General features: G+C 73.2%; 23 protein-coding genes. 12 read left to right on the forward strand and 11 right to left on the reverse strand.

Annotated elements, in window-relative coordinates:
• Positions 1 to 7: 7 nt before the first annotated feature.
• Complete coding sequence (locus ABZ128_RS07515; protein WP_356846645.1) at positions 8 to 949, reverse strand: DUF2520 domain-containing protein; 942 nt, start codon at positions 947 to 949, stop codon at positions 8 to 10.
• Between the two features lie 98 nt (positions 950 to 1,047).
• Between ABZ128_RS07515 and ABZ128_RS07520 the strand changes: the two genes are divergently transcribed.
• The 7 genes from ABZ128_RS07520 to ABZ128_RS07550 all read left to right on the forward strand — a co-directional run bounded on the left by ABZ128_RS07520 (position 1,048) and on the right by ABZ128_RS07550 (position 5,192).
• On the forward strand, positions 1,048 to 2,181 hold the full coding sequence (locus ABZ128_RS07520; RefSeq protein ID WP_356846647.1) for a beta-eliminating lyase-related protein: 1,134 nt from the start codon (positions 1,048 to 1,050) through the stop codon (positions 2,179 to 2,181).
• A 213-nt stretch (positions 2,182 to 2,394) separates the two neighbouring features.
• The gene (locus tag ABZ128_RS07525; protein WP_356846649.1) at positions 2,395 to 2,658 is read left to right on the forward strand and encodes a DUF397 domain-containing protein; all 264 of its coding nucleotides are present in this window, start codon (positions 2,395 to 2,397) and stop codon (positions 2,656 to 2,658) included.
• 16 nt (positions 2,659 to 2,674) lie between these two features.
• A complete protein-coding gene (locus ABZ128_RS07530) occupies positions 2,675 to 3,295 on the forward strand; it encodes a hypothetical protein (RefSeq protein WP_356846650.1) in 621 nt (206 codons plus the stop codon).
• Positions 3,296 to 3,309: 14 nt separating this feature from the next.
• Entirely contained in the window at positions 3,310 to 3,477 is a 168-nt protein-coding gene (locus ABZ128_RS07535) for a hypothetical protein (RefSeq protein WP_356846652.1), read from the forward strand.
• Positions 3,478 to 3,633: 156 nt separating this feature from the next.
• Entirely contained in the window at positions 3,634 to 4,149 is a 516-nt protein-coding gene (locus tag ABZ128_RS07540) for a BlaI/MecI/CopY family transcriptional regulator (protein WP_356846654.1), read from the forward strand.
• Between the two features lie 9 nt (positions 4,150 to 4,158).
• Complete coding sequence (locus ABZ128_RS07545; protein WP_356846656.1) at positions 4,159 to 4,689, forward strand: amino-acid N-acetyltransferase; 531 nt, start codon at positions 4,159 to 4,161, stop codon at positions 4,687 to 4,689.
• Between the two features lie 164 nt (positions 4,690 to 4,853).
• Complete coding sequence (locus ABZ128_RS07550; RefSeq protein WP_356846658.1) at positions 4,854 to 5,192, forward strand: Lsr2 family protein; 339 nt, start codon at positions 4,854 to 4,856, stop codon at positions 5,190 to 5,192.
• On the opposite strand, the gene ABZ128_RS07555 is transcribed toward ABZ128_RS07550, so the two are convergent.
• Positions 5,171 to 5,776, reverse strand: coding sequence for an SCO3374 family protein (locus ABZ128_RS07555; protein WP_356846660.1), 606 nt, complete (start codon positions 5,774 to 5,776; stop codon positions 5,171 to 5,173). The two genes, ABZ128_RS07550 and ABZ128_RS07555, sit on opposite strands and share 22 nt — an antisense overlap.
• A gap of 452 nt (positions 5,777 to 6,228) precedes the next feature.
• Between ABZ128_RS07555 and ABZ128_RS07560 the strand changes: the two genes are divergently transcribed.
• Together ABZ128_RS07560 and ABZ128_RS07565 are read left to right on the forward strand one after the other, a co-directional pair.
• Positions 6,229 to 8,754 (forward strand): ATP-dependent Clp protease ATP-binding subunit, encoded by a 2,526-nt coding sequence (locus ABZ128_RS07560; RefSeq protein WP_356846662.1) that lies wholly within the window; start codon positions 6,229 to 6,231, stop codon positions 8,752 to 8,754.
• A 1,637-nt stretch (positions 8,755 to 10,391) separates the two neighbouring features.
• The gene (locus ABZ128_RS07565; RefSeq protein ID WP_356846664.1) at positions 10,392 to 10,997 is read left to right on the forward strand and encodes a M23 family metallopeptidase; all 606 of its coding nucleotides are present in this window, start codon (positions 10,392 to 10,394) and stop codon (positions 10,995 to 10,997) included.
• A gap of 69 nt (positions 10,998 to 11,066) precedes the next feature.
• Here ABZ128_RS07565 and ABZ128_RS07570 read toward each other — a convergent pair whose 3' ends face one another.
• The 6 genes from ABZ128_RS07570 to ABZ128_RS07595 all read right to left on the reverse strand — a co-directional run bounded on the left by ABZ128_RS07570 (position 11,067) and on the right by ABZ128_RS07595 (position 17,000).
• The gene (locus ABZ128_RS07570; protein WP_356846666.1) at positions 11,067 to 12,299 is read right to left on the reverse strand and encodes a LamG-like jellyroll fold domain-containing protein; all 1,233 of its coding nucleotides are present in this window, start codon (positions 12,297 to 12,299) and stop codon (positions 11,067 to 11,069) included.
• Between the two features lie 135 nt (positions 12,300 to 12,434).
• Positions 12,435 to 13,748, reverse strand: a complete 1,314-nt coding sequence (gene cseC / locus ABZ128_RS07575) for a two-component system sensor histidine kinase CseC (protein WP_356846668.1) — start codon at positions 13,746 to 13,748, stop codon at positions 12,435 to 12,437.
• The gene (gene cseB, locus ABZ128_RS07580) at positions 13,745 to 14,458 is read right to left on the reverse strand and encodes a two-component system response regulator CseB (protein WP_356846669.1); all 714 of its coding nucleotides are present in this window, start codon (positions 14,456 to 14,458) and stop codon (positions 13,745 to 13,747) included. The genes cseC and cseB overlap by 4 nt, the downstream gene beginning before the upstream one ends.
• A gap of 47 nt (positions 14,459 to 14,505) precedes the next feature.
• The gene (locus ABZ128_RS07585) at positions 14,506 to 15,141 is read right to left on the reverse strand and encodes a hypothetical protein (RefSeq protein ID WP_356846671.1); all 636 of its coding nucleotides are present in this window, start codon (positions 15,139 to 15,141) and stop codon (positions 14,506 to 14,508) included.
• A gap of 134 nt (positions 15,142 to 15,275) precedes the next feature.
• Positions 15,276 to 15,848 (reverse strand): SigE family RNA polymerase sigma factor, encoded by a 573-nt coding sequence (locus tag ABZ128_RS07590; RefSeq protein WP_356846673.1) that lies wholly within the window; start codon positions 15,846 to 15,848, stop codon positions 15,276 to 15,278.
• Positions 15,849 to 16,076: 228 nt separating this feature from the next.
• A complete protein-coding gene (locus tag ABZ128_RS07595; RefSeq protein WP_356846675.1) occupies positions 16,077 to 17,000 on the reverse strand; it encodes an A/G-specific adenine glycosylase in 924 nt (307 codons plus the stop codon).
• A gap of 239 nt (positions 17,001 to 17,239) precedes the next feature.
• On the opposite strand from ABZ128_RS07595, the gene ABZ128_RS07600 reads away from it, so the two are divergent.
• Positions 17,240 to 18,037: a hypothetical protein gene (locus ABZ128_RS07600; protein ID WP_356846706.1), complete on the forward strand. Its 798-nt coding sequence runs from the start codon at positions 17,240 to 17,242 to the stop codon at positions 18,035 to 18,037.
• Between the two features lie 127 nt (positions 18,038 to 18,164).
• On the opposite strand, the gene disA is transcribed toward ABZ128_RS07600, so the two are convergent.
• A complete protein-coding gene (disA, locus tag ABZ128_RS07605) occupies positions 18,165 to 19,289 on the reverse strand; it encodes a DNA integrity scanning diadenylate cyclase DisA (protein WP_356846676.1) in 1,125 nt (374 codons plus the stop codon).
• Positions 19,290 to 19,481: 192 nt separating this feature from the next.
• Positions 19,482 to 20,882, reverse strand: coding sequence for a DNA repair protein RadA (gene radA, locus ABZ128_RS07610; protein ID WP_356846677.1), 1,401 nt, complete (start codon positions 20,880 to 20,882; stop codon positions 19,482 to 19,484).
• A 171-nt stretch (positions 20,883 to 21,053) separates the two neighbouring features.
• Here radA and ABZ128_RS07615 point away from each other — a divergent pair, with 171 nt between their 5' ends.
• Complete coding sequence (locus ABZ128_RS07615) at positions 21,054 to 22,766, forward strand: hypothetical protein (RefSeq protein WP_356846678.1); 1,713 nt, start codon at positions 21,054 to 21,056, stop codon at positions 22,764 to 22,766.
• Between the two features lie 34 nt (positions 22,767 to 22,800).
• Here ABZ128_RS07615 and ABZ128_RS07620 read toward each other — a convergent pair whose 3' ends face one another.
• On the reverse strand, positions 22,801 to 23,583 hold the full coding sequence (locus tag ABZ128_RS07620; RefSeq protein WP_356846707.1) for a hypothetical protein: 783 nt from the start codon (positions 23,581 to 23,583) through the stop codon (positions 22,801 to 22,803).
• Positions 23,584 to 23,679: 96 nt separating this feature from the next.
• Here ABZ128_RS07620 and ABZ128_RS07625 point away from each other — a divergent pair, with 96 nt between their 5' ends.
• Positions 23,680 to 24,609 carry a Ppx/GppA phosphatase family protein gene (locus ABZ128_RS07625; RefSeq protein ID WP_356846679.1) on the forward strand — a complete coding sequence of 310 codons (930 nt, stop codon included), beginning with the start codon at positions 23,680 to 23,682 and terminating at the stop codon, positions 24,607 to 24,609.
• Positions 24,610 to 24,712: the final 103 nt, after the last annotated feature.

Raw genomic sequence — 24,712 nt, forward strand, 5'->3', positions numbered from 1 at the left:
TCTCGGCTCACCGGTCCGTGCTCCCTTCCGCGCCGTTCGCGCTGTCGGCCAGGACCCCGAGCAGGTCCTCGGCGAGTTCGGGCTTGAGCAGACCGTGCGCGAGGGCCCGGTCGGCGGTGGTGCGGGCCATCGCGAGGTATCCGGCCACCGCGCCGGGGGCGTGCTCGCGCAGCTGTGAGACGTGCGCGGCGACCGTACCGGCGTCCCCGCGGGCCACCGGCCCGGTCAATGCCGCGTCGCCCGAGCGCAGGGCGTTGTCCAGGGCCGCGCCGAGGAGCGGGCCGAGCATCCGGTCGGGGTGCTCGACACCGGCCTTGTGCAGCAGCTCCATGGCCTGGGCGACCAGCGTGACCAGGTGGTTCGCGCCGAGGGCCAGCGCCGCGTGGTAGAGCGGGCGGGCCTCCTCGGCGATCCACTCGGGCTCCCCGCCCATCTCGATCACGAGGGCCTCGGCGGCCAGCCGCAGCTCCTCGGGGGCCGTGACGCCGAACGAGCAGCCCGCCAGGCGCTGGACGTCGACCTCGGTGCCGGTGAAGGTCATCGCGGGGTGCAGGGCCAGCGGGAGCGCACCCGCGCGCAGGGCCGGGTCCAGCACCGCGGTCCCGTAGCGCCCGGAGGTGTGGACGAGGAGCTGGCCGGGGCGGACGGCCCCGGTTCCGGCGAGGCCCTCGACGAGGGAGGGCAGTGCGTCGTCGGGCACGGTGAGCAGCACCAGGTCGGCCCGCTCCAGCACCTGGGCGGGCGGTACCAGCGGCACGTCCGGCAGCATCCGCTCGGCCCGGCGGCGCGAGGCGTCGGAGACGCCCGAGACGGCGACGGGCCGGTGCCCGGCCTGCTGGAGGGCACGCGCCAGCGCGGGTCCGACCCGGCCGGCGCCGACGACGCCGACGGTGAGCCGGGCAGGGCGGTCGGACGGATCCCGTGGCTCCGTCTGTGGGGGTGCGTTCACGCGGGGAGGGCCTTCCGTTCCAGTCCGCGGGGGGTACCGGACGATACGCCGCCATGCTAGCCCCTGGGCGTACGGGCCGGTCGGCGATGATCAGGGCCATGAGCGGCAACGAGGCACTGAGGAAGAGGCTGGTCGCGGCGGGGCGCGGGGCCGAGCGGATGCTCTCCCGCAGTCTGCGCGAGCCGACGGCGGGGGAACTGATGGCCGAGCTGACCGGGCTGGACGTTCCCGATCCGGACGAGCCGGGCGACCTGTACGGGGACGGCGTGGTGGGCCTCCTGGAGCGGCGGGTGGCGGAGCTGCTCGGAACGCAGGAGGCGGCGTTCTTCCCGACGGGGACGATGGCCCAGCAGGTGGCGCTGCGCTGCTGGGCGGGGCGGACCGGGAACCCGGTGGTGGCCCTGCACCCGATGAGCCATCCGGAACGCTGGGAGGGCGGCGCGCTGCCCTTGGTCTCCGGTCTGCGCACGGTGCATCCGACGTCGGAGGCACGCCAGCCGACGGCCGCGGAGGTCACGGACCTGCCGGAGCCCTTCGGCACGCTGATGCTGGAGCTCCCGCTGCGGGACGCGGGCTTCCTGCTCCCCTCGTGGGAGGAGCTGGAGGCGCTCGTGGAGGCGGCCCGGGAGCGCGATGCGGTGGTGCACTTCGACGGGGCCCGGCTGTGGGAGTCCACCGTGCACTTCGGCCGGAGCCTGCCGGAGATCGCGGGGCTCGCGGACTCCGTGTACGTGTCCTTCTACAAGTCGCTGGGCGGGCTGAGCGGGGCGGCCCTGGCCGGCCCGTCCTCCCTGATCGCCGAGGCCCGGGTCTGGCGGCACCGGTACGGGGGCCAGGTCTTCCGCCAGTTCCCGCAGGCGCTGTCGGCGCTGGCCGGGCTGGAGCGGGAGCTGCCGCTGCTGCCCTCGTACGTGGCCCAGGCGCGGATGGTCGCCCGGGAGCTGGGTTCGGCCTTCGCCGCGGCCGGGCTCCCGTGGTTCCGGATCCACCCGCAGGTCCCGCACACGCACCAGTTCCAGGTGTGGCTGCCGTACGAGGCCGACCGGCTGACGGAGGCGGCGGCCGGGCTCGCGGAGGACACCGGCACGGTGCTGTTCCGCACCTGGTCGGCGGAGGGCGGCGCGCCCGGCATCGCCGTGACGGAACTGGAGGTCACCGCCCCGGGCCTCACCTGGACCCCCGAGGACGTCCACCGGGCCGCCGAGGCCTTCACCGCCCGCCTCCACCCCTGACCCCGGTCCGAGGGCAGAGGCGGAGCCGGGCGGGAGCCGTGGCCGGGAAGCGTGGGCGGGGGCGCCGTTTCCGGCCCCGCACGGCAGGGGCGTCCGGGCGCGCGGCGGGGGCATGACGGGGCGGATTTCACGGAAATCGCCGGTACGCGGCCCACTCGGCGTTACCGTCCTGCCACGGGAAGCACCTGCGCCGTCGACCGGAGGAGACACTCCATGACCGCTCAACCCGCCTGGCGGAAGTCCTCGTACTGCGGCGAGGGCGAGGCCTGCGTGTACGTGGCCGCCGCCCCCGGCCACCTCGTCCGGGTGGCCGACCGGGCCGACCCGGCCCACCTGGTTCTGGCCACCACCCAGGCCGCCTGGACCGCCTTCCTGGACGCCGTCAAGACGTCGGACGGCCCGGGCGCCGCGGACACCCCGGCCGCCCCGCACCCGCCGCGCCGGAATCGCGCCCCTCAGGGGATTTTGTCCGATTAGCGCGTATCTTCGGCGCATGCCCACGCCTTACGGATCCCGCGGCGGCATGGCGTTCAGCGCCGCCGAGCTGCACCTGCTCAGGCGAACGCTCGCCCTCGCCCTCCCGTCCTCCTCGGCCCCCCTGACGGCTTCCGAGGTCCAGGACTGCCTGCGCCTCGCGCAGTCGGTGGACGACGCGGTCCAGGAGGCGGGCCGGCTCAGAGAGTTCCTCCTCGCCGACCTGGCCCGCTACCGGGGCGCCCTGCCCGGGAGCCTCTCCGGATACCTGGAGCTGCTCCAGGACGCCCTGGCCGCGGGGTACGAGCCCGCCTCCGACGACCTCGCCGCCCTGCGGGCCCTGCGCGGCAATCCGGTCGCCTCGGCGGTGCTCGACCGCTGCCAGGCCGTGGCCGAACGCTCCGTACGGCGCCGGCTGACCACCACCCCGGCCCCCCGCACCCGGCTGCTGGCCCTGGCCGGCGGCAAGGACAAGGACGAGCCCTCGCGGCCCGCGCCCGCCCCTGCACCCGGGCCCGCCCCCACTCCGGCACCCAAGGGGCCGTCGCGGCCGGAGCGGCCCGTACCGACGCCCGGCGAGGTCTTCCCGCCGCGCCGCAAGCCCGCCCCGCCCCCCGGGGCGGACCTGGCCGCCGGGTAGCTACGCTGGGGGCCATGGACTACGTTTCCGCGCTCGTGCCCCCCATCGTGATGGCCGCGTTCTTCATCGCCCTCGTCGTGACGATCGTGAAGAGCCAGGGCGGCGCCAACAAGGCCAAGGAGGACGCGGCGGTCGACGCCGTGCTCGCCCGCGCCGAGGCCGCCCGCCCCTCGCAGAAGTAGCAGCAGGCAAAAGCAAACAGCGGCGCGGACGCGGTCCGCGCGCTGCGGTACCGCAGGACATCGGGCGCACGCTCCGCGGAGCGCGCGCCCGATTTTCTTGCGCGTTGCCCCCGGAATAGTCGGGCAATTCCGCACAACCCGCACTATCGTGCTGTTGTGCCTCGCCCCCTGGGAGAACTCGAAGACGCGGTCATGACGCGGGTGTGGCAGTGGAACCGCCCGGTCACCGTCCGGGAAGTCCTGGAAGACCTTCAGCAGGAACGGTCCATCGCCTACACGACGGTCATGACCGTTATGGACAATCTCCATCAGAAGGGCTGGGTCCGCCGGGAAGCCGAAGGCCGCGCCTATCGATATACCGCGGTCTCCACCCGCGCCGCCTACTCGGCCGCACTGATGAACGAAGCCTGGTCGACGAGCGACAACCCCGCCGCCGCGCTCGTGGCCTTCTTCGGCATGATGTCCGCGGAGCAGCGCGAAGCCCTTCGCGACGCCTTCCGGATCGTGGGCTACGACGACGAGTCAGGGCCGGAGGCCCACCCCGGCCCGCATGCGGAAGCGGCCCCCGCGGCGGCCGCCGGAGCCGCCCCCGAAGCCGCCCCCGAAGTCGCTCCCGGGGCGCCTCCCGCCGAAGACGACTCCGCCGGGCGCCCGGCCGAGCCGGGGCGATAGCGTCCGGGCATGGCTGAGTTTTCCGCTGCAGAAGCAAAAACAGTGACGATCCGCCGTGCCCGCACCGGTGATGTTCCCGCGCTGCGCCGCCTGCTCGACCAGTACGTGCAGCAGCGGATCCTCCTCGACAAAGCCCCCGTCGTCCTTTACGAGGACATCCAGGAGTTCTGGGTCGCGGAACGCGACTCCGACGGCGAGGTGGTCGGCTGCGGCGCTCTCCACGTCATGTGGGAAGACCTCGCCGAAGTCCGCACTCTCGCCGTCGACCGCACGCTGAAGGGCGGCGGAGTCGGCCACCAACTGCTCCAGCAGTTGTTGGACACGGCCCGGGCTCTGGGCGTCAGCAGGGTTTTCTGCCTGACCTTCGAAGTGGACTTCTTCGCCAAGCACGGCTTCGTCGAGATCGGCGAGACCCCGGTCGCGACCGATGTGTACATGGAGCTCCTGCGTTCCTATGACGAGGGTGTCGCCGAGTTCCTCGGTCTCGAACGAGTGAAGCCGAACACCTTGGGCAACAGCCGGATGCTTCTGCACCTCTGAACGATCACGGCGGCTTTTCCCGTGCTCCGCACACCTGTGGCCTATGTCCGAATCGCGCACGTTTCCCGCCCCGTTGCGGTCTCGAACCTCTCCCGGGGGGTTTGTGTTTTCCTGGGAAAAGCGGTTTCCTTTCCGCGTACTGCTTTTCGATGAAAGGAAATCCGGTGGCACAGAAGGTTCAGGTCCTTCTTGTCGACGACCTCGACGGTGGCGAGGCGGACGAGACCGTGACGTTCGCTCTGGACGGCAAGACCTACGAGATCGACCTCACCACCGCCAACGCGGAAAAGCTCCGTGGCGCGCTTGAGCAGTTCATCAAGAGCGGCCGCCGTACCGGTGGCCGTGCCGCCGCCGGCCGCACCAAGGGCCGGGCGGCCGCGCCCTCGGGCAACCCGGACACCGCCGAGATCCGCGCGTGGGCCAAGGCCCAGGGGATGAACGTCAACGACCGCGGGCGCGTCCCGCAGGACATCCGCGACGCCTACGAGAACGCCAAGGGCTGACCCGCGGCACCCCGTAGCGGCGTACGCCGACGCAGGCGGGCCCGGTGGCACTCCGTCGCCGCCGCGGCCACCAGGCGTACGAGATCGGGCCCGCGCGCGGGCCCGGCAGCTCCCTGCCCGGGACCGGGCAGGGACGGCAGCAGTGCTTCACACCCCTGCTCGGGGGGTCGCAGCCACACGGCGGCCCCCCGGGGACTCCCCACCACGGGATAGCCTGGAGGAACCGGGGCCGTGATCCGGCCTCCCGTACCGACGGCGCCGAGATCGAGGGCGACCCCGCCCCACTCCAGCCAGTCGAGCAGCCCCTCCAGTTCCTCCGCGCTGCCGGCGGCCACCAGGAAGCGCATCCTGCGGCCCATCAGCGCCACCGGACCGGTCGCGACCGGCCTGCGCAGCAGCTCCGCCCCCGCGTCGGCGGGAAGCTCCAGGACGTCGAACCCGATCCCGGTGATCAGCTGGGCGGGCGGACCGCCCGCGGTGCTCCAGCCGAGCACGCGCTCGTACCAGGCGGCGTACGCACGGGTGTTCGTATCCGTGTGCGCATCCTCGGGCGTGACGCGTGGCGGCGGAACGGTGAGGGCCATGCCCGGAGCAACTCCCGAGAGGGCCCCGGGTTACGTTCAGCACCGGACTCGGTGCGGAACGTAAAGGTCCATCGAGGCGGAGTCCCACATTCGGGACAGATTCCTGTTCGCCCTCAGCGGAGGGAACCGGTGCCCCCGGCATGGAGTGTCAGACCTTGCGGGTAAGACATTCCTAGTGGATGGGGGGCGACACGCTGATTTGGACGGGTTCCGTTCGCCATCGGCGTACACCTGTGACGGGTATCTGCCTGGCCTGCGGGAACATCGTCTCGCACCATCGGGTTGGAGCAGTTGTCGGCTGTTGAAGCTGGTTTTCCCCCCGCACACGGGGGTGAGCCGCGGACGGATGTCGGCAGTTGGAATGAGCTGTCCCGCCCCGCGGGACTAGCATGCGGAAGGACAGGGCGGGGACCGACCCCGAACTGCCCGACCGCTCTGAGGAGCGATAAACGATGTTCGAGAGGTTCACCGACCGCGCGCGGCGGGTTGTCGTCCTGGCTCAGGAAGAAGCCCGGATGCTCAACCACAACTACATCGGCACCGAGCACATCCTCCTGGGCTTGATCCACGAGGGTGAGGGTGTCGCCGCTAAGGCCCTGGAGAGCCTCGGGATTTCGCTCGAGGCTGTTCGCCAGCAGGTTGAGGAGATCATCGGCCAGGGCCAGCAGGCCCCGTCCGGGCACATCCCCTTCACCCCGCGGGCGAAGAAGGTCCTGGAGCTTTCGCTCCGAGAGGCCCTCCAGCTCGGCCACAACTACATCGGCACGGAGCACATCCTGCTCGGCCTGATCCGCGAGGGCGAGGGCGTCGCCGCCCAGGTCCTGGTGAAGCTGGGCGCCGATCTCAACCGGGTCCGGCAGCAGGTCATCCAGCTGCTCTCCGGATACTCCGGCGGAGGCAAGGAGTCGGCGACGGCCGGCGGCCCGGCCGAGGGCACCCCCTCGACCTCGCTCGTCCTGGACCAGTTCGGCCGCAACCTGACGCAGGCCGCCCGCGAATCCAAGCTCGACCCGGTCATCGGGCGCGAGAAGGAGATCGAGCGGGTCATGCAGGTGCTGTCCCGCCGCACCAAGAACAACCCGGTCCTCATCGGCGAGCCCGGCGTCGGCAAGACCGCCGTCGTCGAGGGCCTGGCCCAGGCCATCGTCAAGGGCGAGGTGCCCGAGACCCTCAAGGACAAGCACCTCTACACCCTGGACCTGGGCGCCCTGGTCGCGGGCTCCCGCTACCGCGGTGACTTCGAGGAGCGCCTGAAGAAGGTCCTCAAGGAGATCCGCACCCGCGGCGACATCATCCTGTTCATCGACGAGCTCCACACCCTCGTGGGTGCGGGCGCCGCCGAGGGCGCGATCGACGCCGCCAGCATCCTCAAGCCCATGCTGGCCCGTGGTGAGCTCCAGACCATCGGTGCCACGACCCTCGACGAGTACCGCAAGCACCTTGAGAAGGACGCGGCTCTTGAGCGCCGCTTCCAGCCGATCCAGGTGGCGGAGCCTTCCCTCCCCCACACGATCGAGATCCTCAAGGGCCTGCGCGACCGCTACGAGGCCCACCACCGCGTCTCCATCACGGACGAGGCCCTCGTCCAGGCGGCGACGCTGGCCGACCGGTACATCTCGGACCGCTTCCTGCCGGACAAGGCGATCGACCTGATCGACGAGGCCGGCTCCCGGATGCGCATCCGCCGGATGACCGCACCGCCGGACCTCCGCGAGTTCGACGAGAAGATCGCGGGCGTGCGGCGCGACAAGGAGTCGGCCATCGACTCCCAGGACTTCGAGAAGGCGGCGTCTCTCCGTGACAAGGAGAAGCAGCTGCTGGCGGCGAAGACCAAGCGCGAGAAGGAATGGAAGGCCGGCGACATGGACGTCGTCGCCGAGGTCGACGGCGAGCTGATCGCCGAGGTCCTCGCGACCGCGACCGGCATTCCCGTCTTCAAGCTCACCGAGGAGGAGTCCTCGCGACTGCTCCGCATGGAGGACGAGCTCCACAAGCGGGTCATCGGCCAGAAGGACGCCATCAAGGCGCTTTCCCAGGCGATCCGCCGTACCCGTGCGGGTCTGAAGGACCCGAAGCGCCCGGGTGGCTCGTTCATCTTCGCCGGCCCGTCCGGTGTCGGTAAGACCGAGCTCTCCAAGACGCTCGCCGAATTCCTCTTCGGCGACGAGGACGCGCTGATCTCGCTCGACATGTCCGAGTTCAGCGAGAAGCACACGGTTTCCCGTCTCTTCGGTTCGCCCCCCGGCTACGTGGGCTACGAAGAGGGCGGCCAGCTCACCGAGAAGGTGCGCCGGAAGCCGTTCTCCGTCGTCCTCTTCGACGAGGTCGAGAAGGCGCACCCGGATATCTTCAATTCCCTGCTCCAGATCCTGGAGGACGGTCGTCTGACCGACTCCCAGGGCCGGGTCGTGGACTTCAAGAACACGGTCATCATCATGACGACCAACCTGGGTACGCGGGACATCTCCAAGGGCTTCAACCTGGGCTTCGCCGCCCAGGGCGACGTCAAGACCGGTTACGACCGGATGAAGGCGAAGGTCAACGAAGAGCTCAAGCAGCACTTCCGGCCGGAGTTCCTGAACCGCGTCGACGACACGGTCGTCTTCCACCAGCTGTCGCAGGAAGACATCATCCAGATCGTCGACCTGATGATCGCCAAGGTCGACGAGCGCCTGAAGGACCGCGACATGGGCATCGAGCTGAGCGGCGACGCCAAGCTCCTGCTCGCGAAGCGGGGCTACGACCCGATCCTGGGCGCCCGCCCGCTGCGCCGGACCATCCAGCGCGAGATCGAGGACATCCTGTCGGAGAAGATCCTCTTCGGCGAGCTGCGCCCCGGTCACATCGTGGTCGTCGGCAAGGAGGGTGACGGCGAGGAGGCCAAGTTCACCTTCCGCGGCGAGGAGAAGTCGGCCCTGCCGGACCTCCCCCCGATCGAGGCCACGGGCTCGGGCCCGGACCTGAGCAAGGGCGCGTAACCGCTGCCGCTCGGCATGCACGAAGGGGCGGCCCCGGAACCACGGTTCCGGGGCCGCCCCTTTCCCGTGCCCGGCCCCTGCACTGCCCGGCCTGGCGAGCCGCTGCCCACAACCCGCGGCGCCGGACCCCCGGCCTATGTGCCTTGGCGCCCCGTATGTCGTCGCAGCCGTGCGGCGGGGGTTTCGCTTACGGCCGGGTGCCGCGGCCGTGCGCCGACGGGCATGACGAGCCGCTGACGGCGGCGCCGGGTCCGCGTCGGCTGCCGCAGCCGTGCGTCGGCCGGCTGCCCGCCGACCGGGGCGCCGGGTCCGCCGCCCCCTTCTGTGGCCCGGGTTCCGCGCCGTGCGCCGGAGTGGCTCGCAGCAGCCAGGGGCGGGCCGGTGCCTGGGCGGGCTCCCCGGGGCTGGGGCGGCCCTGGGGAGCCCCGCTACGGCGATCAGGGGCAGCTGTGGCTCGCCCCCGCCGGCCTTTGGTGGCGCGGCGGTGTGCCACCCGCTCTTGTGCGGGCTCGGGTAGTGCAGCCGTGTGCTGGTCGGGCGCGGTGAGCCGGCGGCGCTGACGTGGGGGCCGGCCGTCCGCCTGCACCCGACGTGCCACCGGGGGGAAGTCGCGCGGATGCGGGTGGAGGGCCGCGGCGGGCCTGCGTGGCCCCGGGCCCGTCGCTGCCGCGGCCAGGGCGCCCGTGGTCGCCCGTACTCGGCCTCTGCCCTGGGCTAGAGCGCGGCACATCCGCCGACCGGGAGCTGCGCCGAACGACCCGCGTCGGCATCCTCCCGGCGGCGCAGGCTGGAGCCGCCTGCGCAGCAGCCTCCCCAGGGGGACCCGCGCCGATGCTCGGCCTCCATCGGGCCCGCGCAGGGCCGGACCAAGTCGACCGGCTGCCGCTGCCGTGCGTCGGCCCGCGGCCCGCCGGCCGGGGCGCCGGGTTCCGCCGCCCCCCTTCGTGGCCGGGTGCGCGGCGGTGCGCCGGCCGGCGTGGCGGGCCTCCGGTCGCCGACGGCGGTGAACCGACAGCCGGCTCCGTGGGCCCCGGGCGGCTGCCGGCCCGCTGGACGCGGGCGGGGGCGCCGGCCGGGACGGGGCCTGGGATGTCGGCGTCGCACCCTGCGGAGTCGCCGCCCGTGGGTAGGGAACCCGCCTGCAGGCGCGCGGTGCCGCAGGGCCCTAAGAGGCCTGGCCTCTGACCGAGGCAGTGGCCGCCCGGTGGCCGGGAAGCACGCCTGCGGCCCGGGGCGCCGGCCTGGGCTGCCGGGGGCCCTTGCCGCCTGTGGGCAAGGGGGTGCGGCGCGGGCCGGGGGATCGTCCAGGACGCCCCGGCGGGGTGGGTCGTGGAGATCCAAAGGGGGGCTCGGCGGTGACAAGCCGCACAGGGCAAAAAGGACCTACTAGAACCTTTCGTAGATCCAGTGTCCGATTTGTCCCCCACGTTGCCCCTGGAAGGGCCCGGTCAAGCGGGACTGCGTCACACTCCGCACCTACGAGCCCCCGTAGTAAAAGGGAGGTTTGAGGATGCGCCGGGACACGGGTTACCAAGGGTGGGCAAGCCCGGCACCCCGCTCAGCGTGCCGGGTCGCTTCGTGCCCCAGCGGGCCGGAGCCCGCGAACCGCTCCTGTCCCCGGCCCCGGAGGTCCTCCTATGTCCGCGAAGCGCGTCAGCACCCGTCGTACCCGTCTTGCCATCGGCGCCACCGCTCTCGGTGCGGCCCTGGCTCTCGGTGCCGGGACGACCGCCGCCTTCGCCGACGAGGCCCCCACCCTGACGGGCACCGCCCAGCTGGTCGCGGCCCAGGCCGCCGCCCAGGCCTCCGCCGCCTCGAAGACCGTTTCCTGGCAGAAGCCGGTCGCCCGCTACACGCTGTCCGCGACCTTCGGCAAGGGCGGCAACCTGTGGTCGCACAAGCACTCCGGCCAGGACTTCGCCTGCCCCGTCGGCACCCCCGTCAAGGCCGTCCACGACGGTGTCGTCGTCAAGGCCGGCCCGAACGGCGGCGGTGACGGCCCGGCCTACGGCAACGCCATCGTGATCAAGCACGCGAACAACACGTACTCGCAGTACGCGCACCTCTCGAAGATCCAGGTCCGGATCGGCCAGAAGGTCTCCAAGGGCGCCCAGATCGCGCTGTCGGGCAACACCGGCAACTCCACCGGCCCCCACCTGCACTTCGAGATCCGGACCACCCCGAACTACGGCTCCGCCGTGAACCCGGTGGCCTTCCTGCGCAGCGCCGGCGTCACCCTCTGACCCTCCGCGGTACGCCCGCTGCCGGGCCCCGCTGCCTGAGCCCCGTTCCGGGCCCCTCCGGGCCGGGGCTCAGTACAGCAGCCACGAGCCCGCCGGCTTGGTCTTCGCGTCGACGCGGCCCGGCTTGAGGGTGTCGATCTGTGCCGGCGAGAGCAGCGCGTCGTACGTCTGCAGGGTCTCCATGGCGCCGCTCCACGGGGCCGTCCACTTGTCCTCGTGGCGCGAGCGGGCGATCTCCAGCGGCCCCTGGGCCTGGTAGATGCCCGGGACCGGCGCCTCGCCGCTCTTCTTCCCGTTCACGTACAGGGCGATCAGCTTGCGCTCGGCGTCGTAGGTGGCCGTCAGCGTGGAGAAGGTCTTCTCCATCTTCGGGCTCTCGCCGGTCACGGTGACCGTGGTCGCCTCCGCGCCCTGGTCGCCCGTCTGGACGCGGAAGATCCAGTTCGGCTTGCCGTTCACCTGGTCCAGGCCCAGTTCGAACGAGAAGGACTTCTCGTTGCCCTGGCTGACGGCGATCTGCCGCCCCTTCGGAGCCCGGTTCCAGACGTGGGCCGAGACGGTGAAGCTCTTGGACGTGTCCACGACGCGCTTCTCGGATTCGGCGTACGAGTTCTCGTTGCCCTTCGTCCGCAGCTCGAAGCGCTTGTCGATGGGGAACACCCCGGCGTCCGGCCCCATCTTCAGCGGGGCCTTGCCGCTGCGGTCCCGGATCCGGGTGGGGTCGTCCTTGACGGTGGGGGTGTTGTCGACGGGGGCCTTGCTCTTGGACCCGCTGGGGGAGGGCGAGGCCGAGGTCGACACCGAGGGCTGGGCCACCGGCTCGTCCTCGCCCTTGTCGCCGCCCAGCAGCAGGAACGTTCCACCACCGGCGAGCAGCAGCAGTACGGTCACGCCGCCGCCGATCATCCACAGCCGCTTCTTGCGCTGCTCGGCCGCCGAACGGTCGGCCATGGCCTCCCAGTCCGGCTGGTCCGACTGCGGCGGGAACGGTACGGGCGCCGGCCCGACCGGCGGCTGCGTGCTCTGGACCGGCAGCCCCTGGGCCCACGGCTGCGGCTGTCCGACCGGGTTCGGCTGGTACGGGTTCGGCGGGGCGGCGCCCTGCTGCGGGTACCCGTAGCCGCCGCCGTCCGCGGGCGGGACCTGCGGCGGCGGGCCGAAGCCGCCGCCGGCGGCGGGCGCGCCGGGCGGGAAGCCGTAGCCGCTGCCCGGGGCCGGGGGGACCGGCGGGAACCCGTAGCCCCCGTTCCCCGGGGCGGGCTCGGGCTGAGGGTGGCTGGAGGGATGCGTACCGTCGGTCATGCCAGGGATGCTAAAACACGGGCCCGCCGGGCCGAACGGCCCGGTCCCGCTGGAACGGCCGCCGCAAGCCGTCACCCCGCCCGAGCCGCAACCCCCCGAAGCCCGTCACCGAGCCCCGTCACACCCCGAGGCCGGTCACCCCGGCAGCCGGATCACCGGGAAGCTGCCCGTCACCGTCGGCGCGTGCTCCGGCAGCCACAGCACCGCCACCGCGCCCGCCGCCGCCCCCGCGCGGTCGGTACCGCCGGGCGCCGCCACGTTGCGGAACGTCAGCCGGGCGCCCAGTACCCGGGCCTGGCCCTCCGCGATGGTCAGCCCCAGCCCGTGGCCCACCCCGGCCCGGTCCGTGGACCCGGTCCGGAACCGGCTCGGCCCCTCGCGCAGCAGCGCCTCCGGGAAGCCCGGCCCGTGGTCCCGGACCCGTACCACCCGGCCCTCGATGTCGACCTGGACCGGCGGCCGCCCGTACCGCGAGGCATTGGCCAGCAGGTTGCCGAGGATCCGCTCCAGCCGGCGCGGGTCGGTGCTCACCACCTCGTCGGCGACGATCCGTACGGACGCCTCCGGAATCAGCGCCGTCACCCGCCGGCTCACGAACTCGCCGAGGGCCACGTCCTGGAGCTCCGCCCGCTCGGAGGCACTGTCCAGCCGGGCCACCTCCAGCACGTCCTCGACCAGCGCCCGCATCGCCCGCGCCCGGTCCAGCACCAGCTCGGTCGGCCGCCCCGGAGGCAGCAGCTCCGCCGCGGTCAGCAGGCCCGTCACCGGGGTCCGCAGCTCGTGCGCGATGTCCGCGGTCACCCGCCGCTCGGCCTCCAGCCGCTGCTGGAGGGTGTCCGCCATGGCGTCCACGGCCCGGGCCAGGTCGTCGGTCTCGTCCCGTACGACGCCGCCGACCGCGTCCCGGACCCGTACGTCGGGGTCCCCGTGCGCCACCCGCTGGGCCGCGACGGCGGCCTTGCGCAGCCGGCGGGAGATCTGCCCGCCGATCAGCACGCCGAGCGCCGAACCGGCGATCACCACGGACAGCGAGCCGACGACCAGGGCCCGGTCCAGGTCGCGGACCAGGTTGGCGCTCTCCTTGAACGCGCTGTGCAGGGACAGCACCTGGCCGTTCCCCAGCGGCGCGGCGGCCCAGACCTCCGGGACCGCCCTCGGGTGCTCCTGGATGTAGGTCCCGCGCCGGCCCGACCGGGCCTTCTCGCGCAGCTCGCCCGGCAGCTCCGGGTCGTTGAGCTTGGCGCCGAACGGCAGTTTGCGCCCGGCTTCGGCGTAGCGGGCGATGAACTGCACGCGTTCCAGCTGGGCGTCGCGGGCGCTCTCCAGCATCGACACGCGGGCAGCGTTGTGCACCACCAGGCTCAGCGCCACGGCGACGAGCGCGCCGACCGCGGCGATGGCGAGTGTGATCTTCCAGCGGATCCCCGTGCGGAGGGTGAAGCGCCTCATGCCTTGAGCTTGTATCCGAAGCCCCGGACCGTTTCGATCCGGTTCTGGCCGATCTTCGTGCGCAGCCGCTGGACGTGGACGTCCACGACGCGGGTGTCGCCGCCCCAGTCGTAGTCCCAGACCCGCTCCAGCAGCCGGTCGCGCGACAGCACGGTGCCGGGGGAGGAGGAGAACTCCAGCAGCAGGCGCATCTCCGTCGGGGTGAGGGCCACCGGGTCGCCCGCCCGGCGGACCTCCATGCCCTCGGTGTCGACCTCCAGGTCGCCGAAGACGAGCACCCCCTGCTCCTCGTCCGGGTCCTCGCCGTTGGGCCCCGCAGCGCCGTTCTGCGGGCCGCCCGCGTGGCCGAAGCGGCGCAGCACCGCACGGATGCGGGCGACGAGGACCGAGCCGTCGAAGGGCTTGGTGACGTAGTCGTCGGCTCCCGCCTCCAGGCCGAGCACCACGTCGATCGAGTCGGCCCGCGCGGACAGCATGATCACCGGGACGGTGGACTCGTCGCGGATGCGCCGGCACAGGCTGACGCCGTCCATGCCGGGCACCATCACGTCGAGCAGCGCGATGTCCGGCCGCCGGGCCCGGAAGGACTCCAGGCCGGACAGGCCGTCGGGCATGGCGGTGACCACGAACCCGTCGCGCTCCAGCGCCAGGGTCGTGGCCTCACGGATGACGTCGTCGTCCTCCACGAACAGGACATGGGTCTCGGCCATGCGCACGCCTCGCCTCGGTTCTTCGCTTCGCGGTGCTTCTGGTGGTGTCAGTTCTTCTGGCTGGTCGCCGGGGCGGGCTGGCCTCCGCCGTCGATGTTGCTGTAGTCGGTGTGCACCCGGTCCTGCTCGGCGAACGCCTCCCCGCCCCAGTGGTACGTGATCACGTCCTCGCCCGACGGATAGGTGAGCGTGTCGCTCTTCGCGTACACCGGCTTGGTGACCACGAGCTCGCCCCGGTCGATCTCCGCGTAGACGGGGGGCGTCTCGTCGGCGAACACATTCTCGTACGTCGTGCCGTCCCCCCGGTACACGTACGAGCCGCGGCCCAGCGCGTCGGCGCAGGACAGCACGTTGACCACGATGTCGACGGCGCTGCTCCCGGTGATCTTCCCGTAGCTCACGTCGACCGGGTACTCCTTGCCGCTGCAGGGCTTGAGATCCCGTTTCACTTCGGCGCTGACCTTGGGGTCCGCCCGCAGCAGGGCGACCGGGTCGACGTTCCGGGCGGGTTTGACGGAGGGCTCCGCGGAGGCCGGGACGTGGTCGGGCGGGGTGGCCGGGGCACTGGTCTTGCCCACGGACTCGGTCCGCGCGGGTCCCCCGTCGCGCAGCCCGGTGCCGCCGCCGGAGCATCCGGCCGCGAACAGCACGGTGCCGGCGAGGACGACCGTCCCCGCCGACATCAGTACGAAAGAGCTCTTGCCGTTCAGGCTTTGGCCGGGGCCTCTGCCCGGAGGCCGGCCCGGGCCTCTGCCCGGACTCCGGCCCGGATCCTGCCCCGGACCCTGGCTCGGACTCTGATCCGGACTTCGGCCCATCAGGCCACGCACCGCTCACGCCCCTCGTACCGGATGGTGTGGTCTCCGCGGTGGTCACCGCGCTCCAGCGCGCGCATGTCCAGGTCCCGGCTCTCCAACTCCTGCCGGAGGCGGGCCAGTGCGCGGTGCAGAGTGCTCTTCACGGTACCCGCCGACATCCCGAGCGCCGCGGCCGTCTCCTCGGTGCTCATCTGCTCCCAGTGTCGCAGCACGACCACGCTGCGCTGCTTGGGTGCGAGCACCTTGAGGATGTCCATCAGCAGGGCGCGGTCGGCGCGCTGGTCGGAGCCGTCCTCGACGGAGGCGTCGGGCAGCTGCTCGGTGGGGACTTCCTCCAGCTTGCGGGCGCGCCACCACTCGGTACGGGTGTTGATCATGACGCGGCGCAGGTAGGCGTCGGCGAGGGACTTGTCGGCGATGCCGTCCCAGCGGCCGTAGGTGCGGACGAGGGCCGTCTGGAGGAGGTCCTGTGCGTCGGTGGGGTCCGGAACCAGGCGCCGGGCACTGCGCAGCAGCGCGTCCTGCCGAGTGCGTACGTACTCCTCGAACCCGAGTACCTCGCCGTGCGCCATCTCAGACCGCCTCCGTTCCCTGCACCGCTCATCCGCTGCCCTTCGGATGCGACGGTACGGAGGCGTTGTCACGAGCCTGTGCGAGCCAGCCTGCGGTGGGCGCACGGACACCCATAGGTTGTGTAACAACGCCTGTGAGCTGCGGTGACTCCGAGTCAAGCGGAACCTTCGACTCAACTTGTATGGGGCACGTACCCGGCTTCCGGCCGACGTGGCCCCGGCCCGTGCTCAGCTCGTCGCGGGGCCCTGCGGCAGCCGGTACGCGCCCCCGGCGAGGGGCTCCACGAGCCCGTCCGCGACCAGCCCGTCCAGCGCCCGGGCCCGCTGCACCGGCTCGTCCCAGACGGTGTCCAGCACGGCCTGCGGAACCGGGCCCACCGCCTCGCGGAGCACGGCGAGCAGCCTGCCCCGCACCTGCCGGTCGGTACCGGCGTACGTCTGCCCGCGGCGCGGCGGTCCGTCGTGCGCGGGCTTGCCGGCCAGGCGCCACGCGCACAGCCCCGCCACCGGGCAGCGGCCGCAGTCCGGGGACTTGGCCGTGCACACCAGCGCGCCGAGCTCCATCGACGCCGCCGCCCAGCGGGCCGCGACGGCCTCGTCCTCGGGCAGCAGGGCCCGGGCCAGGCGGCGCTCGGCGGCCGTCGTGGCGTTGGGCGGGTATTCGACCCCCGTGGTGGTGCGGGCGAAGACCCGGCGGACGTTGGTGTCGAGGACGGCGTGCCGCTGCCCGTACGCGAAGGAGGCCACGGCGGCCGCGGTGTACTCCCCGATCCCGGGCAGCGCGAGCAGCTGCGCGTGCTCGCGCGGTACGTCGCCGCCGTGCCGCTCCGTTATCGCGACGGCCGCCCCGTGCAGGCGCAGGGCCCGGCGGGGGTAGCCGAGCCGCCCCCAGGCCCGTACGGCCTCACCGGGGGACTCGGCGGCCAGGTCGGCGGGGCGGGGCCAGCGGGCGATCCACTGCTCGTACACCGGCAGCACCCGGCTGACGGGGGTCTGCTGGAGCATGAACTCGCTGACCATGACGCCCCAGGGGCCGGCCTCGGGGCGGCGCCAGGGCAGATCGCGGGCGTGCTCGTCGAACCAGGCGATGACGGGGGAGTGCAGCGCGTGGGAGACGGCGGGGGACGCGGTGGAGACGGGGGATGCAGTCATGGCACTCCGCATCCTGGCACGTTTCGGTCCCCCTGGCGTGGCGGCGGTGGACGGGCCGCCGAGGTGTCCGTGCTCACCGAGGGTGTTCAAGGGTGCTCCGTGGCAGGTCGGGTGCGTGGCCGGTTCTCGACCGTCGGACGTCCTCTCCCGGAATGATCATCGCCAAAACACGCCGCGTGCGCGGCATGTGGGGCGCGGATCGGCCCGCCGGTTCTCGTAAAGTTCCGTCCGTGGGATCTATGCGCAATCCGGTCGGGCCGCTCCCCTCCTCCATCTACTGGCGACGGAGGGCCGTGCTGGCTTCCGTCGTCGCGCTCCTGGCGCTCCTCGCCGTATGGACCGTCAGTTCCGGTGGCGGGAAGTCGAGCAGTACGAACGGCAAGGGTGAGAAGGGCCCGCATCCGGCCGCCTCGATCACGCCCGGCCCCTCGGGGACGGGTCCGGCGATCAGTCAGGCGCCGGGCGGGCGGGGCGACTCGGGGGCCGGCGCCGGCAAGAACACCGACCCGGGGGCGAGTTCACCGCCCGCGGGTGGCGCGAGCGGGGGCGGCGCGGGATCGTCCGCGGCGCCCGGCGGCGACGGGGCCGGCGGCGCGGGCGCGGGCGTTCAGGTCCCGGCGGACTCGCCGCTGCCCTCCTGCGCCCCGAGCGGGCTGCAGTGGGAGGTCAAGAGCGTGAAGAACGAGTACGAGACGAACGAGAAGCCCCGTCTCGAACTCGTCACCCGCAACGTCTCCGGCACCACCTGCAAGGTCGACCTCGGGCCGCGGCAGGCGGTGGTGACGATCCTTCAGGCGAGCACCAGCAAGGCCGTCTGGTCCTCGGCGGACTGCCCGGCGGGCGCGGCCAACGCGTTCTTCCGGGTGCCGGCGCAAGGCGAGGCGAAGCAGGCGGTGGAATGGGACCGGCGGTTCAGCGCGGCCGACCAGTGCCAGTCGCCTCCGGCGGGGAGCGCGGTTGCCGACACGTACGTGGTGGAGGTCAAGTCGCCGGGGATGCCGGTGGCCCGGACCTCGTTCGTCCTGAAGCACGACTAGACCGGTGCCCTGCCGGGGCGGGTGCGGTGCCGGTTCGCGGCCGGGGAGGCTGCGGTGGGGCCGGTGCCGGCCGGTGCCGGGGCGGCCGGCGGGGCGGCCCCGCCTCGCACGGCCGTGCCTGCGTCGGTCAGACGTAGCGTTCCAGGATCGAGGACTCCGCCAGGCGGGACAGGCCCTCGCGGACGCTGCGGGCGCGGGCTTCGCCGACGCCGTCGACCGCCTGGAGGTCGTCCACACTCGCGGCCAGCAGCTTCTGCAGGCCCCCGAAGTGCTCCACCAGCCGCTCGATGATGGCCCCCGGGAGCCGGGGAACCTTCGCCAGCAGCCGGTAGCCGCGCGGGGAGACCGCCGAGTCCAGGGTTTCGGGGGAGCCGCTGTAGCCCAGCGCCTTCGCCACGATCGCCAGCTCCAGCAGTTCCGGATGCGTCAGCGCGTCCAGCGCGGGCAGCGCCTCGTCCACCGTGCGGGAACGCTTCGCCGTGGGCTCCGGCACGTAGTCCCGGATCACGAGCTCCCGCTCCTGCTCGATCCCGACCGTCAGCTCGTCCAGCTGGAGGGAGAGCAGGCGGCCGTCGGTGCCGAGTTCCACCACGTATTCGGCGATTTCCGTGGCAATGCGGCGAACCATTTCCAGCCGCTGGGCGACCGCCGTCACGTCGCGGACCGTGACCAGGTCCTCGATCTCCAGCGCGGACAGCGTCCCCGCGACCTCGTCCAGGCGCAGCTTGTACCGCTCCAGCGTGGCCAGGGCCTGGTTCGCCCGCGACAGGATCGCCCCGGACTCCTCCAGGACGCGCCGCTCGCCGTCCACGTACAGGGCGATCAGCCGCATCGACTGGGAGACGGAGACGACCGGGAAGCCGCACTGCTTGGAGACGCGGTCGGCGGTGCGGTGCCGGGTGCCGGTCTCCTCGGTGGGGATCGACGCGTCCGGGACCAGCTGCACGCCGGCGCGGAGGATCTTGGTGATGTCCTTGTCCAGGATCAGCGCGCCGTCGAGCTTGCAGAGCTCGCGCAGCCGGGTCGCGGTGAACTCCACGTCCAGGACGAATCCGCCCGTGCACATCGCCTCGACGGTCTTGTCCATGCCCAGCACGATGAGGCCGCCGGTGTTGCCGCGGACGATCCGCTCCAGACCGTCGCGCAGCGGCTGACCAGGGGCGACCGCGCTCAGGGAAGCGCGCATCAACGCCTCGTGCTTGGAGCTCGCGCCGGACTTCCCGGGTGCTGCTGCCCCGTCCTTGGCTGCCACTGCACTCCTCCGGTCGCGGGTTGCGCCGCCTGCGTACGGCCGGGCGGACCAGCACAAAGTCTACCGGCGCGCGCTGTGCGCCCGCCGTGGCTTGGCCAGGTGCGCCCCCGCCGGGGCCCGTACAGGCCCCCTCGCGGACCCCCTCACCGGCCCCTGAGCAGCGACTCCTCCCCGCTGGTGCGCCTGCGGCCGCTACTCCTTCGCCGCGGCCCGCGACCGGCCGCGCGGCAGGACCCGCAGGGCGTCGCCCATGTCGGCGACCTCCAGCACCTTCATGCCGGCCGGCACCTTCCCGGGGTCGACCGGAACCAGGGCGTGGGTGAAGCCGAGCCGGTGCGCCTCCGCGAGCCGGCGCTGTACGCCGGTCACCCGCCGCACCTCGCCCGCCAGGCCGACCTCCCCGATCGCCACCAGGTTCTTCGGCAGCGGGACGTCACTGGCCGCGGAGGCCAGCGCGAGCGCGATCGCCAGGTCGGCGGCCGGCTCGGTGAGCTTCACGCCGCCCACCGTCGCGCTGTAGATGTCGCGCTTGCCCAGGGCGGTGATCCGCCCCCGCTGCTCCAGTACGGCCAGCATCATCGAGACGCGGGAGGTCTCCAGGCCCGAGGTGGTCCGCCGGGGCGAGGGGATCTGGGAGTCCACGGTCAGCGCCTGCACCTCCGCGACCAGGGGGCGCTTGCCCTCCAGCGTCACCGTCAGGCAGGTGCCGGGGACGGCCTCCGCCCGCCGGGTCAGGAACAGACCGCTGGGGTCGGCGAGCCCGGTGATGCCCTCGTCGTGCAGCTCGAAGCAGCCGACCTCGTCGGTGGCGCCGTACCGGTTCTTCACGCCGCGGACGAGGCGCAGGCGCGCGTGCCGGTCGCCCTCGAAGCTCAGGACGACGTCCACCAGGTGTTCCAGCAGGCGGGGGCCGGCGATGGCGCCGTCCTTGGTGACGTGGCCGACGAGGAGGGTGGCCATGCCCCGTTCCTTCGAGGCGCGGATCAGCGCGCCCGCGACCTCCCGGACCTGGGCCATGCCGCCGGGGGCGCCGTCGATCTCCGGGGAGGCCACCGTCTGCACGGAGTCCAGGATCAGCAGGGACGGCTTCACGGCGTCGAGGTGCCCGAGGACGGCGGACAGGTCGGTTTCGGCGGCCAGGTAGAGGTGGTCGCTCAGCGCGTTGATCCGGTCGGCCCGCAGCCGCACCTGGCTCGCGGACTCCTCGCCCGTGACGTAGAGGGTGCGGTGGGCGTCGCTGGAGGCCTTCGCCGCCACGTCGAGCAGCAGCGTCGACTTGCCGACGCCCGGCTCGCCGGCGAGCAGCACCACGGCCCCGGGGACGAGCCCGCCGCCCAGGACCCGGTCCAGCTCGTCGACGCCGGTGCTGCGGGCGGTCGCCGTCCGGCCGTCGACCTGCGCGATCGGGAGCGCCGCCGTCGAGACCCGGCCCGCGGCGGTGGTGCGCACGGCGGGCGCGCCCATCTCCTCGACGGTGCCCCACGCCTGGCATTCGGGGCACCGGCCGAGCCATTTCGCGGTCGTCCAGCCGCACTCGGAGCAGCGGTAGGACGGCCGGTCCTTGGCGGATGAGCGGGATGTACGGGCAGCCATGCGGCCCACCGTAGCGGCAGCCGGTGACAGTGCTGCCGTCCCCGGTCCCCGTCCCGCACGGACCGGGGCGTCAGGACCGCGGTCAGCGCGCGTTCGATCTGTTCACCCGTAAGGGCTAAAACAGCTGAAGGCTTCACGGCCGTCAGCGGCGTGCCGCCTACCTTCGCCAGGGTGAGCAGCCGCAACCAGGAAACCTCCGCCCAGCGCACCGGCGCACACCGGGCGCACGGGCGCACGCCCTCCGAGGTCCCCGAGGGCCCCGAAGGAGAACAGCCGCCGCCCTTCCGGCACGAGCCGTACCTGGACGGGCTGTTCACGTACTGCCTGTCGGTCCTGTGCGATCACGACACCGCCACCGAGGTCCTGGCGGACGTACTCGCCGTGGCCGAGCGGCATCCCGGGCGCTGCCCGGACGAGGGCGGCCGGCGGGCCTGGCTGTACGCGCTCGCCCGCTGGGCCTGCCTGCGCAGGCTGGGCGAGCAGCGGCGAGGCCGGCAGGGGGCGCATTCCGCCCGGCGCACGCCGGAGCACGGTGACGGTGAGCGCGCGCCAGGGGCGCACCGCTCCCTTGACGTGAGCGCGTACCGCCGGACCGAGCTGGCCCGGCTCGCCTGGCCCGAGGCCGCGGGGACCACGCCCGAGCAGCGCGAGGCCCTGGAGCTCGCGGTCCGCCACCGCCTGGGCGTCCCCGAGCTCGCCGCCGTCCTCGGCACGCCCGCCGCCAGCGCCCGCGAACTGCTCTCCGGGGCCGCCTGCGAGGTGGAGCGGACCCGGGCCGCCCTCGCCGTCGTCGAGACCGGCGGCTGCCCCGCGGTGTCCCGGCTGACCGGCGACGGACAGGTGCTGCTGTCCACCAGCCTGCGGGCCGAGCTCGTCCGCCACGTCGACGACTGCCCGCGATGTCGCCGCGTCGCCGAACGGGTGGGCGCCGCCGCGCCCTGGCCCGGCTCCGGCGGCATCGACGCGGCCCTCCCGCTGGTACCCGCCCCCCGCACCGCCGTCCGCTCGGCCCTGCTGCGCTCCGGGGGCCGCGGCCGCGGGCGGCCCGCCCCGCGCTTCGACCGCAACGGCTTCCCGATGGACCCCAGGGACCGGGCCGCCCGCCGGGACCGGCTGCGCGCGCGGGCCGTCACCACCACCGTCGTCGCCACCGTCGTCGCGGCCCCGGTGATCGCGCTGTGGGCCGCCTACCGGGGAGCCCCCGGCACCGGCGAATCCGCCGGCCCGGACTCCACCCGGATCTCGGCGAGCGAGTCCGAGATCCCGCTGCCGCACACCGACGGGCGTCCGCTGCGGGCCTTCGAGAACGCCGGCAACACCGCCCGTACCACCGGCGAGCCCGGATTCGCCACGGGCGCCCGCGCCGATGCGGCCCCGGACGTGTCCGTCGAGGTGATCAGCTCCGGGCCGCCGGCCGCCCCCGACCAGCCGGGCCCCGCGGGCCGGCTCAGCGTGGCCGCCTCACCGCACGGCGGCACCACCATGCTCACCCTCACCGCGTCCGGCGCCCCGGTCGACTGGCGGCTGTGGTCCGACGCCCCCTGGCTGCAGGCGAGCCGTACCTCGGGCACCCTCGCCCCCGGAGAATCGGTCACCCTGTGGATCACCGTCGACACCGAAGCCCAGCCGGTGGGCGCCTGGTCGGCCCGGGTCGGTGTGGACCCGGGCGGAGCGGTGGTCTCCATCCGCGGCCGGGGCCGCCCGGCCGCCACGCCGACGCCCACCCCGACGCCGACGCCCACCCCCACGCCCACTCCGACCCCGACGCCGACCCCGACGCCCACGCCCACTCCGACCCCCACGGCCACGCCGACGCCCAGCCCGTCAGGAGGAACGGTTTCCCCGTCCCCCGACGCGGGCACGCCGGACGCCGGCTCCTCGTAGTACGCCGGTGACCGGCCGGCCGGCCGGCCAGGCCTCAGGCCGGGTCCGCGGGGTGCGGGGCCATCGGGAGCAGCGAGGAGAGCCGCGCCTCGCACAGCTTCACGAGGGCCTCGTACCCCTCCTTGCCCATCAGCTCGGTCAGCTCGGCGCGGTACGACACGTACACCGGCTCGCCGGCCCCGTGCGCCGAGGTGGCCGACGTGCACCACCAGTGCAGGTCATGGCCGCCCGGGCCCCAGCCGCGCCGGTCGTACTCGCCGATCGAGACCTGGAGCACACGGGTGTCGTCGGGCCGGTCGATCCACTCGTAGGTCCGGCGGATCGGCAGCTGCCAGCACACGTCGGGCTTGGTCTCCAGCGGCTCGCGCCCCTCGCGCAGCGCCAGGATGTGCAGGGAGCAGCCGACGCCGCCCGCGAAACCGGGCCGGTTCTGGAAGATGCAGGAGCCCTCCCAGCGGCGGGTCTGGCGCTCGCCGTCGTCGTCCTTCTGCACCCAGCCCGAGGTGGTGCCCACGTCGTGGAACTGCCACAGCTCGGGCGTCAGCCGTGCCACGTGCTCGGCCACCCGCTTCTCGTCGTCCTCGTCCGAGAAGTGCGCGCCGAGGGTGCAGCAGCCGTCATCGGCGCGGCCCGCCTGGATGCCCTGGCAGCCGCTTCCGAAGATGCACGTCCAGCGGGAGGTCAGCCACGTCAGGTCGCAGCGGAAGACCTGTTCGTCGTCGGCGGGGTCCGGGAACTCCACCCACGCCCGGGGGAAGTCCAGGCCCTTCTCGTCGCTGACGGGGGCGGGCTTGGGCTTCTTCGGCGTTTTGATGATCTTGGACTTGTTGGCCTTCTTCGTATGTGGCACAAACCCAAGCCTAAGCGCCCCTTACTCCACCCCGAATCCTGGCGCACAGTAGCGTTTCCTCGTATGAGACTCGGTGTCCTTGATGTGGGTTCGAACACGGTCCATCTGCTGGTGGTGGACGCGCACCCCGGTGCGCGCCCGCAGCCCGCGCACTCGCACAAGGTGGAACTGCGGCTGGCGGAGCTCCTCGACCAGGACGGCGCCGTCACCCCGGACGGCATCGAGCGCCTCCTCGCGGTCCTCGGCGACGCCGTGCAGGCCGCCGAGGACAAGGGCTGCGAGGACGTACTGCCCTTCGCGACCAGCGCCGTGCGCGAGGCCAAGAACGCCGACGAGGTGCTCGCCCGCGTGAAGCTGGAGACCGGCATCGACCTGCCGATCCTCAGCGGCGAGGACGAGGCGCGGCTGACCTTCCTGGCGGCCCGCCGGTGGTTCGGCTGGTCCGCGGGCAAGCTGCTGGTCCTGGACATCGGGGGCGGCTCGCTGGAGATCGCGTACGGCATCGACGAGGACCCGGACGCGGCCGTCTCCCTCCCGCTCGGCGCGGGCCGCCTCACCACGGGCTGGCTCCCGGGCGACCCGCCGGACCCGTCGGACATCCGGGCGCTGCGCCGCCACGTACGGGCGCAGATCGCGCGCACGGTCGGCGAGTTCAGCCGCTTCGGGACCCCCGACCACGTGGTGGCGACGTCGAAGACGTTCAAACAGCTGGCCCGCATCGCGGGCGCGGCCCGCTCGGCGGACGGGCTGTACGTGCAGCGCGATCTGACCCGCAAGTCCCTGGAGGAGTGGGTCCCGCGGCTGGCGGCGATGACCACCTCGCAGCGCTCCGCCCTCCCGGGCGTCTCGGAGGGCCGCGCCGGCCAGCTCCTGGCCGGGGCCCTGGTCGCGGAGGGCGCGATGGACCTCTTCGGGGTGGACGACCTCGAAATCTGCCCCTGGGCCCTGCGTGAGGGCGTCATCCTGCGGCGGCTGGACCACCTGCCGTCCTGAGGTCCGGCCGGGGGCGCCGTACCTCCACGCCCTTCGGGAGGCCGCGGCCCGGGGCCGGCGCGCAACTGCCGCCCGGCGGGCCCGGAACGGGGCGAGGGTGGTC

Source organism: Streptomyces sp. NPDC006326 (genome assembly GCF_040612915.1).
Classification (GTDB): Bacteria; Actinomycetota; Actinomycetes; order Streptomycetales; family Streptomycetaceae; genus Streptomyces.

What these genes read in the sequence shown, in the direction of transcription:
- ABZ128_RS07520 (WP_356846647.1), top strand. Translation starts at nt 1,048, where the DNA reads ATGAGCGGCAACGAGGCACTGAGGAAGAGGCTGGTCGCGGCGGGGCGC.
- ABZ128_RS07525 (WP_356846649.1), top strand. Translation starts at nt 2,395, where the DNA reads ATGACCGCTCAACCCGCCTGGCGGAAGTCCTCGTACTGCGGCGAGGGC.
- ABZ128_RS07530 (WP_356846650.1), top strand. Translation starts at nt 2,675, where the DNA reads ATGCCCACGCCTTACGGATCCCGCGGCGGCATGGCGTTCAGCGCCGCC.
- ABZ128_RS07535 (WP_356846652.1), top strand. Translation starts at nt 3,310, where the DNA reads ATGGACTACGTTTCCGCGCTCGTGCCCCCCATCGTGATGGCCGCGTTC.
- ABZ128_RS07545 (WP_356846656.1), top strand. Translation starts at nt 4,159, where the DNA reads ATGGCTGAGTTTTCCGCTGCAGAAGCAAAAACAGTGACGATCCGCCGT.
- ABZ128_RS07555 (WP_356846660.1), bottom strand. Translation starts at nt 5,776, where the DNA reads ATGGCCCTCACCGTTCCGCCGCCACGCGTCACGCCCGAGGATGCGCAC.
- ABZ128_RS07560 (WP_356846662.1), top strand. Translation starts at nt 6,229, where the DNA reads ATGTTCGAGAGGTTCACCGACCGCGCGCGGCGGGTTGTCGTCCTGGCT.
- ABZ128_RS07565 (WP_356846664.1), top strand. Translation starts at nt 10,392, where the DNA reads ATGTCCGCGAAGCGCGTCAGCACCCGTCGTACCCGTCTTGCCATCGGC.
- ABZ128_RS07570 (WP_356846666.1), bottom strand. Translation starts at nt 12,299, where the DNA reads ATGACCGACGGTACGCATCCCTCCAGCCACCCTCAGCCCGAGCCCGCC.
- cseC (WP_356846668.1), bottom strand. Translation starts at nt 13,748, where the DNA reads ATGAGGCGCTTCACCCTCCGCACGGGGATCCGCTGGAAGATCACACTC.
- cseB (WP_356846669.1), bottom strand. Translation starts at nt 14,458, where the DNA reads ATGGCCGAGACCCATGTCCTGTTCGTGGAGGACGACGACGTCATCCGT.
- ABZ128_RS07585 (WP_356846671.1), bottom strand. Translation starts at nt 15,141, where the DNA reads ATGTCGGCGGGGACGGTCGTCCTCGCCGGCACCGTGCTGTTCGCGGCC.
- ABZ128_RS07590 (WP_356846673.1), bottom strand. Translation starts at nt 15,848, where the DNA reads ATGGCGCACGGCGAGGTACTCGGGTTCGAGGAGTACGTACGCACTCGG.
- ABZ128_RS07595 (WP_356846675.1), bottom strand. Translation starts at nt 17,000, where the DNA reads ATGACTGCATCCCCCGTCTCCACCGCGTCCCCCGCCGTCTCCCACGCG.
- ABZ128_RS07600 (WP_356846706.1), top strand. Translation starts at nt 17,240, where the DNA reads ATGCGCAATCCGGTCGGGCCGCTCCCCTCCTCCATCTACTGGCGACGG.
- radA (WP_356846677.1), bottom strand. Translation starts at nt 20,882, where the DNA reads ATGGCTGCCCGTACATCCCGCTCATCCGCCAAGGACCGGCCGTCCTAC.
- ABZ128_RS07625 (WP_356846679.1), top strand. Translation starts at nt 23,680, where the DNA reads ATGAGACTCGGTGTCCTTGATGTGGGTTCGAACACGGTCCATCTGCTG.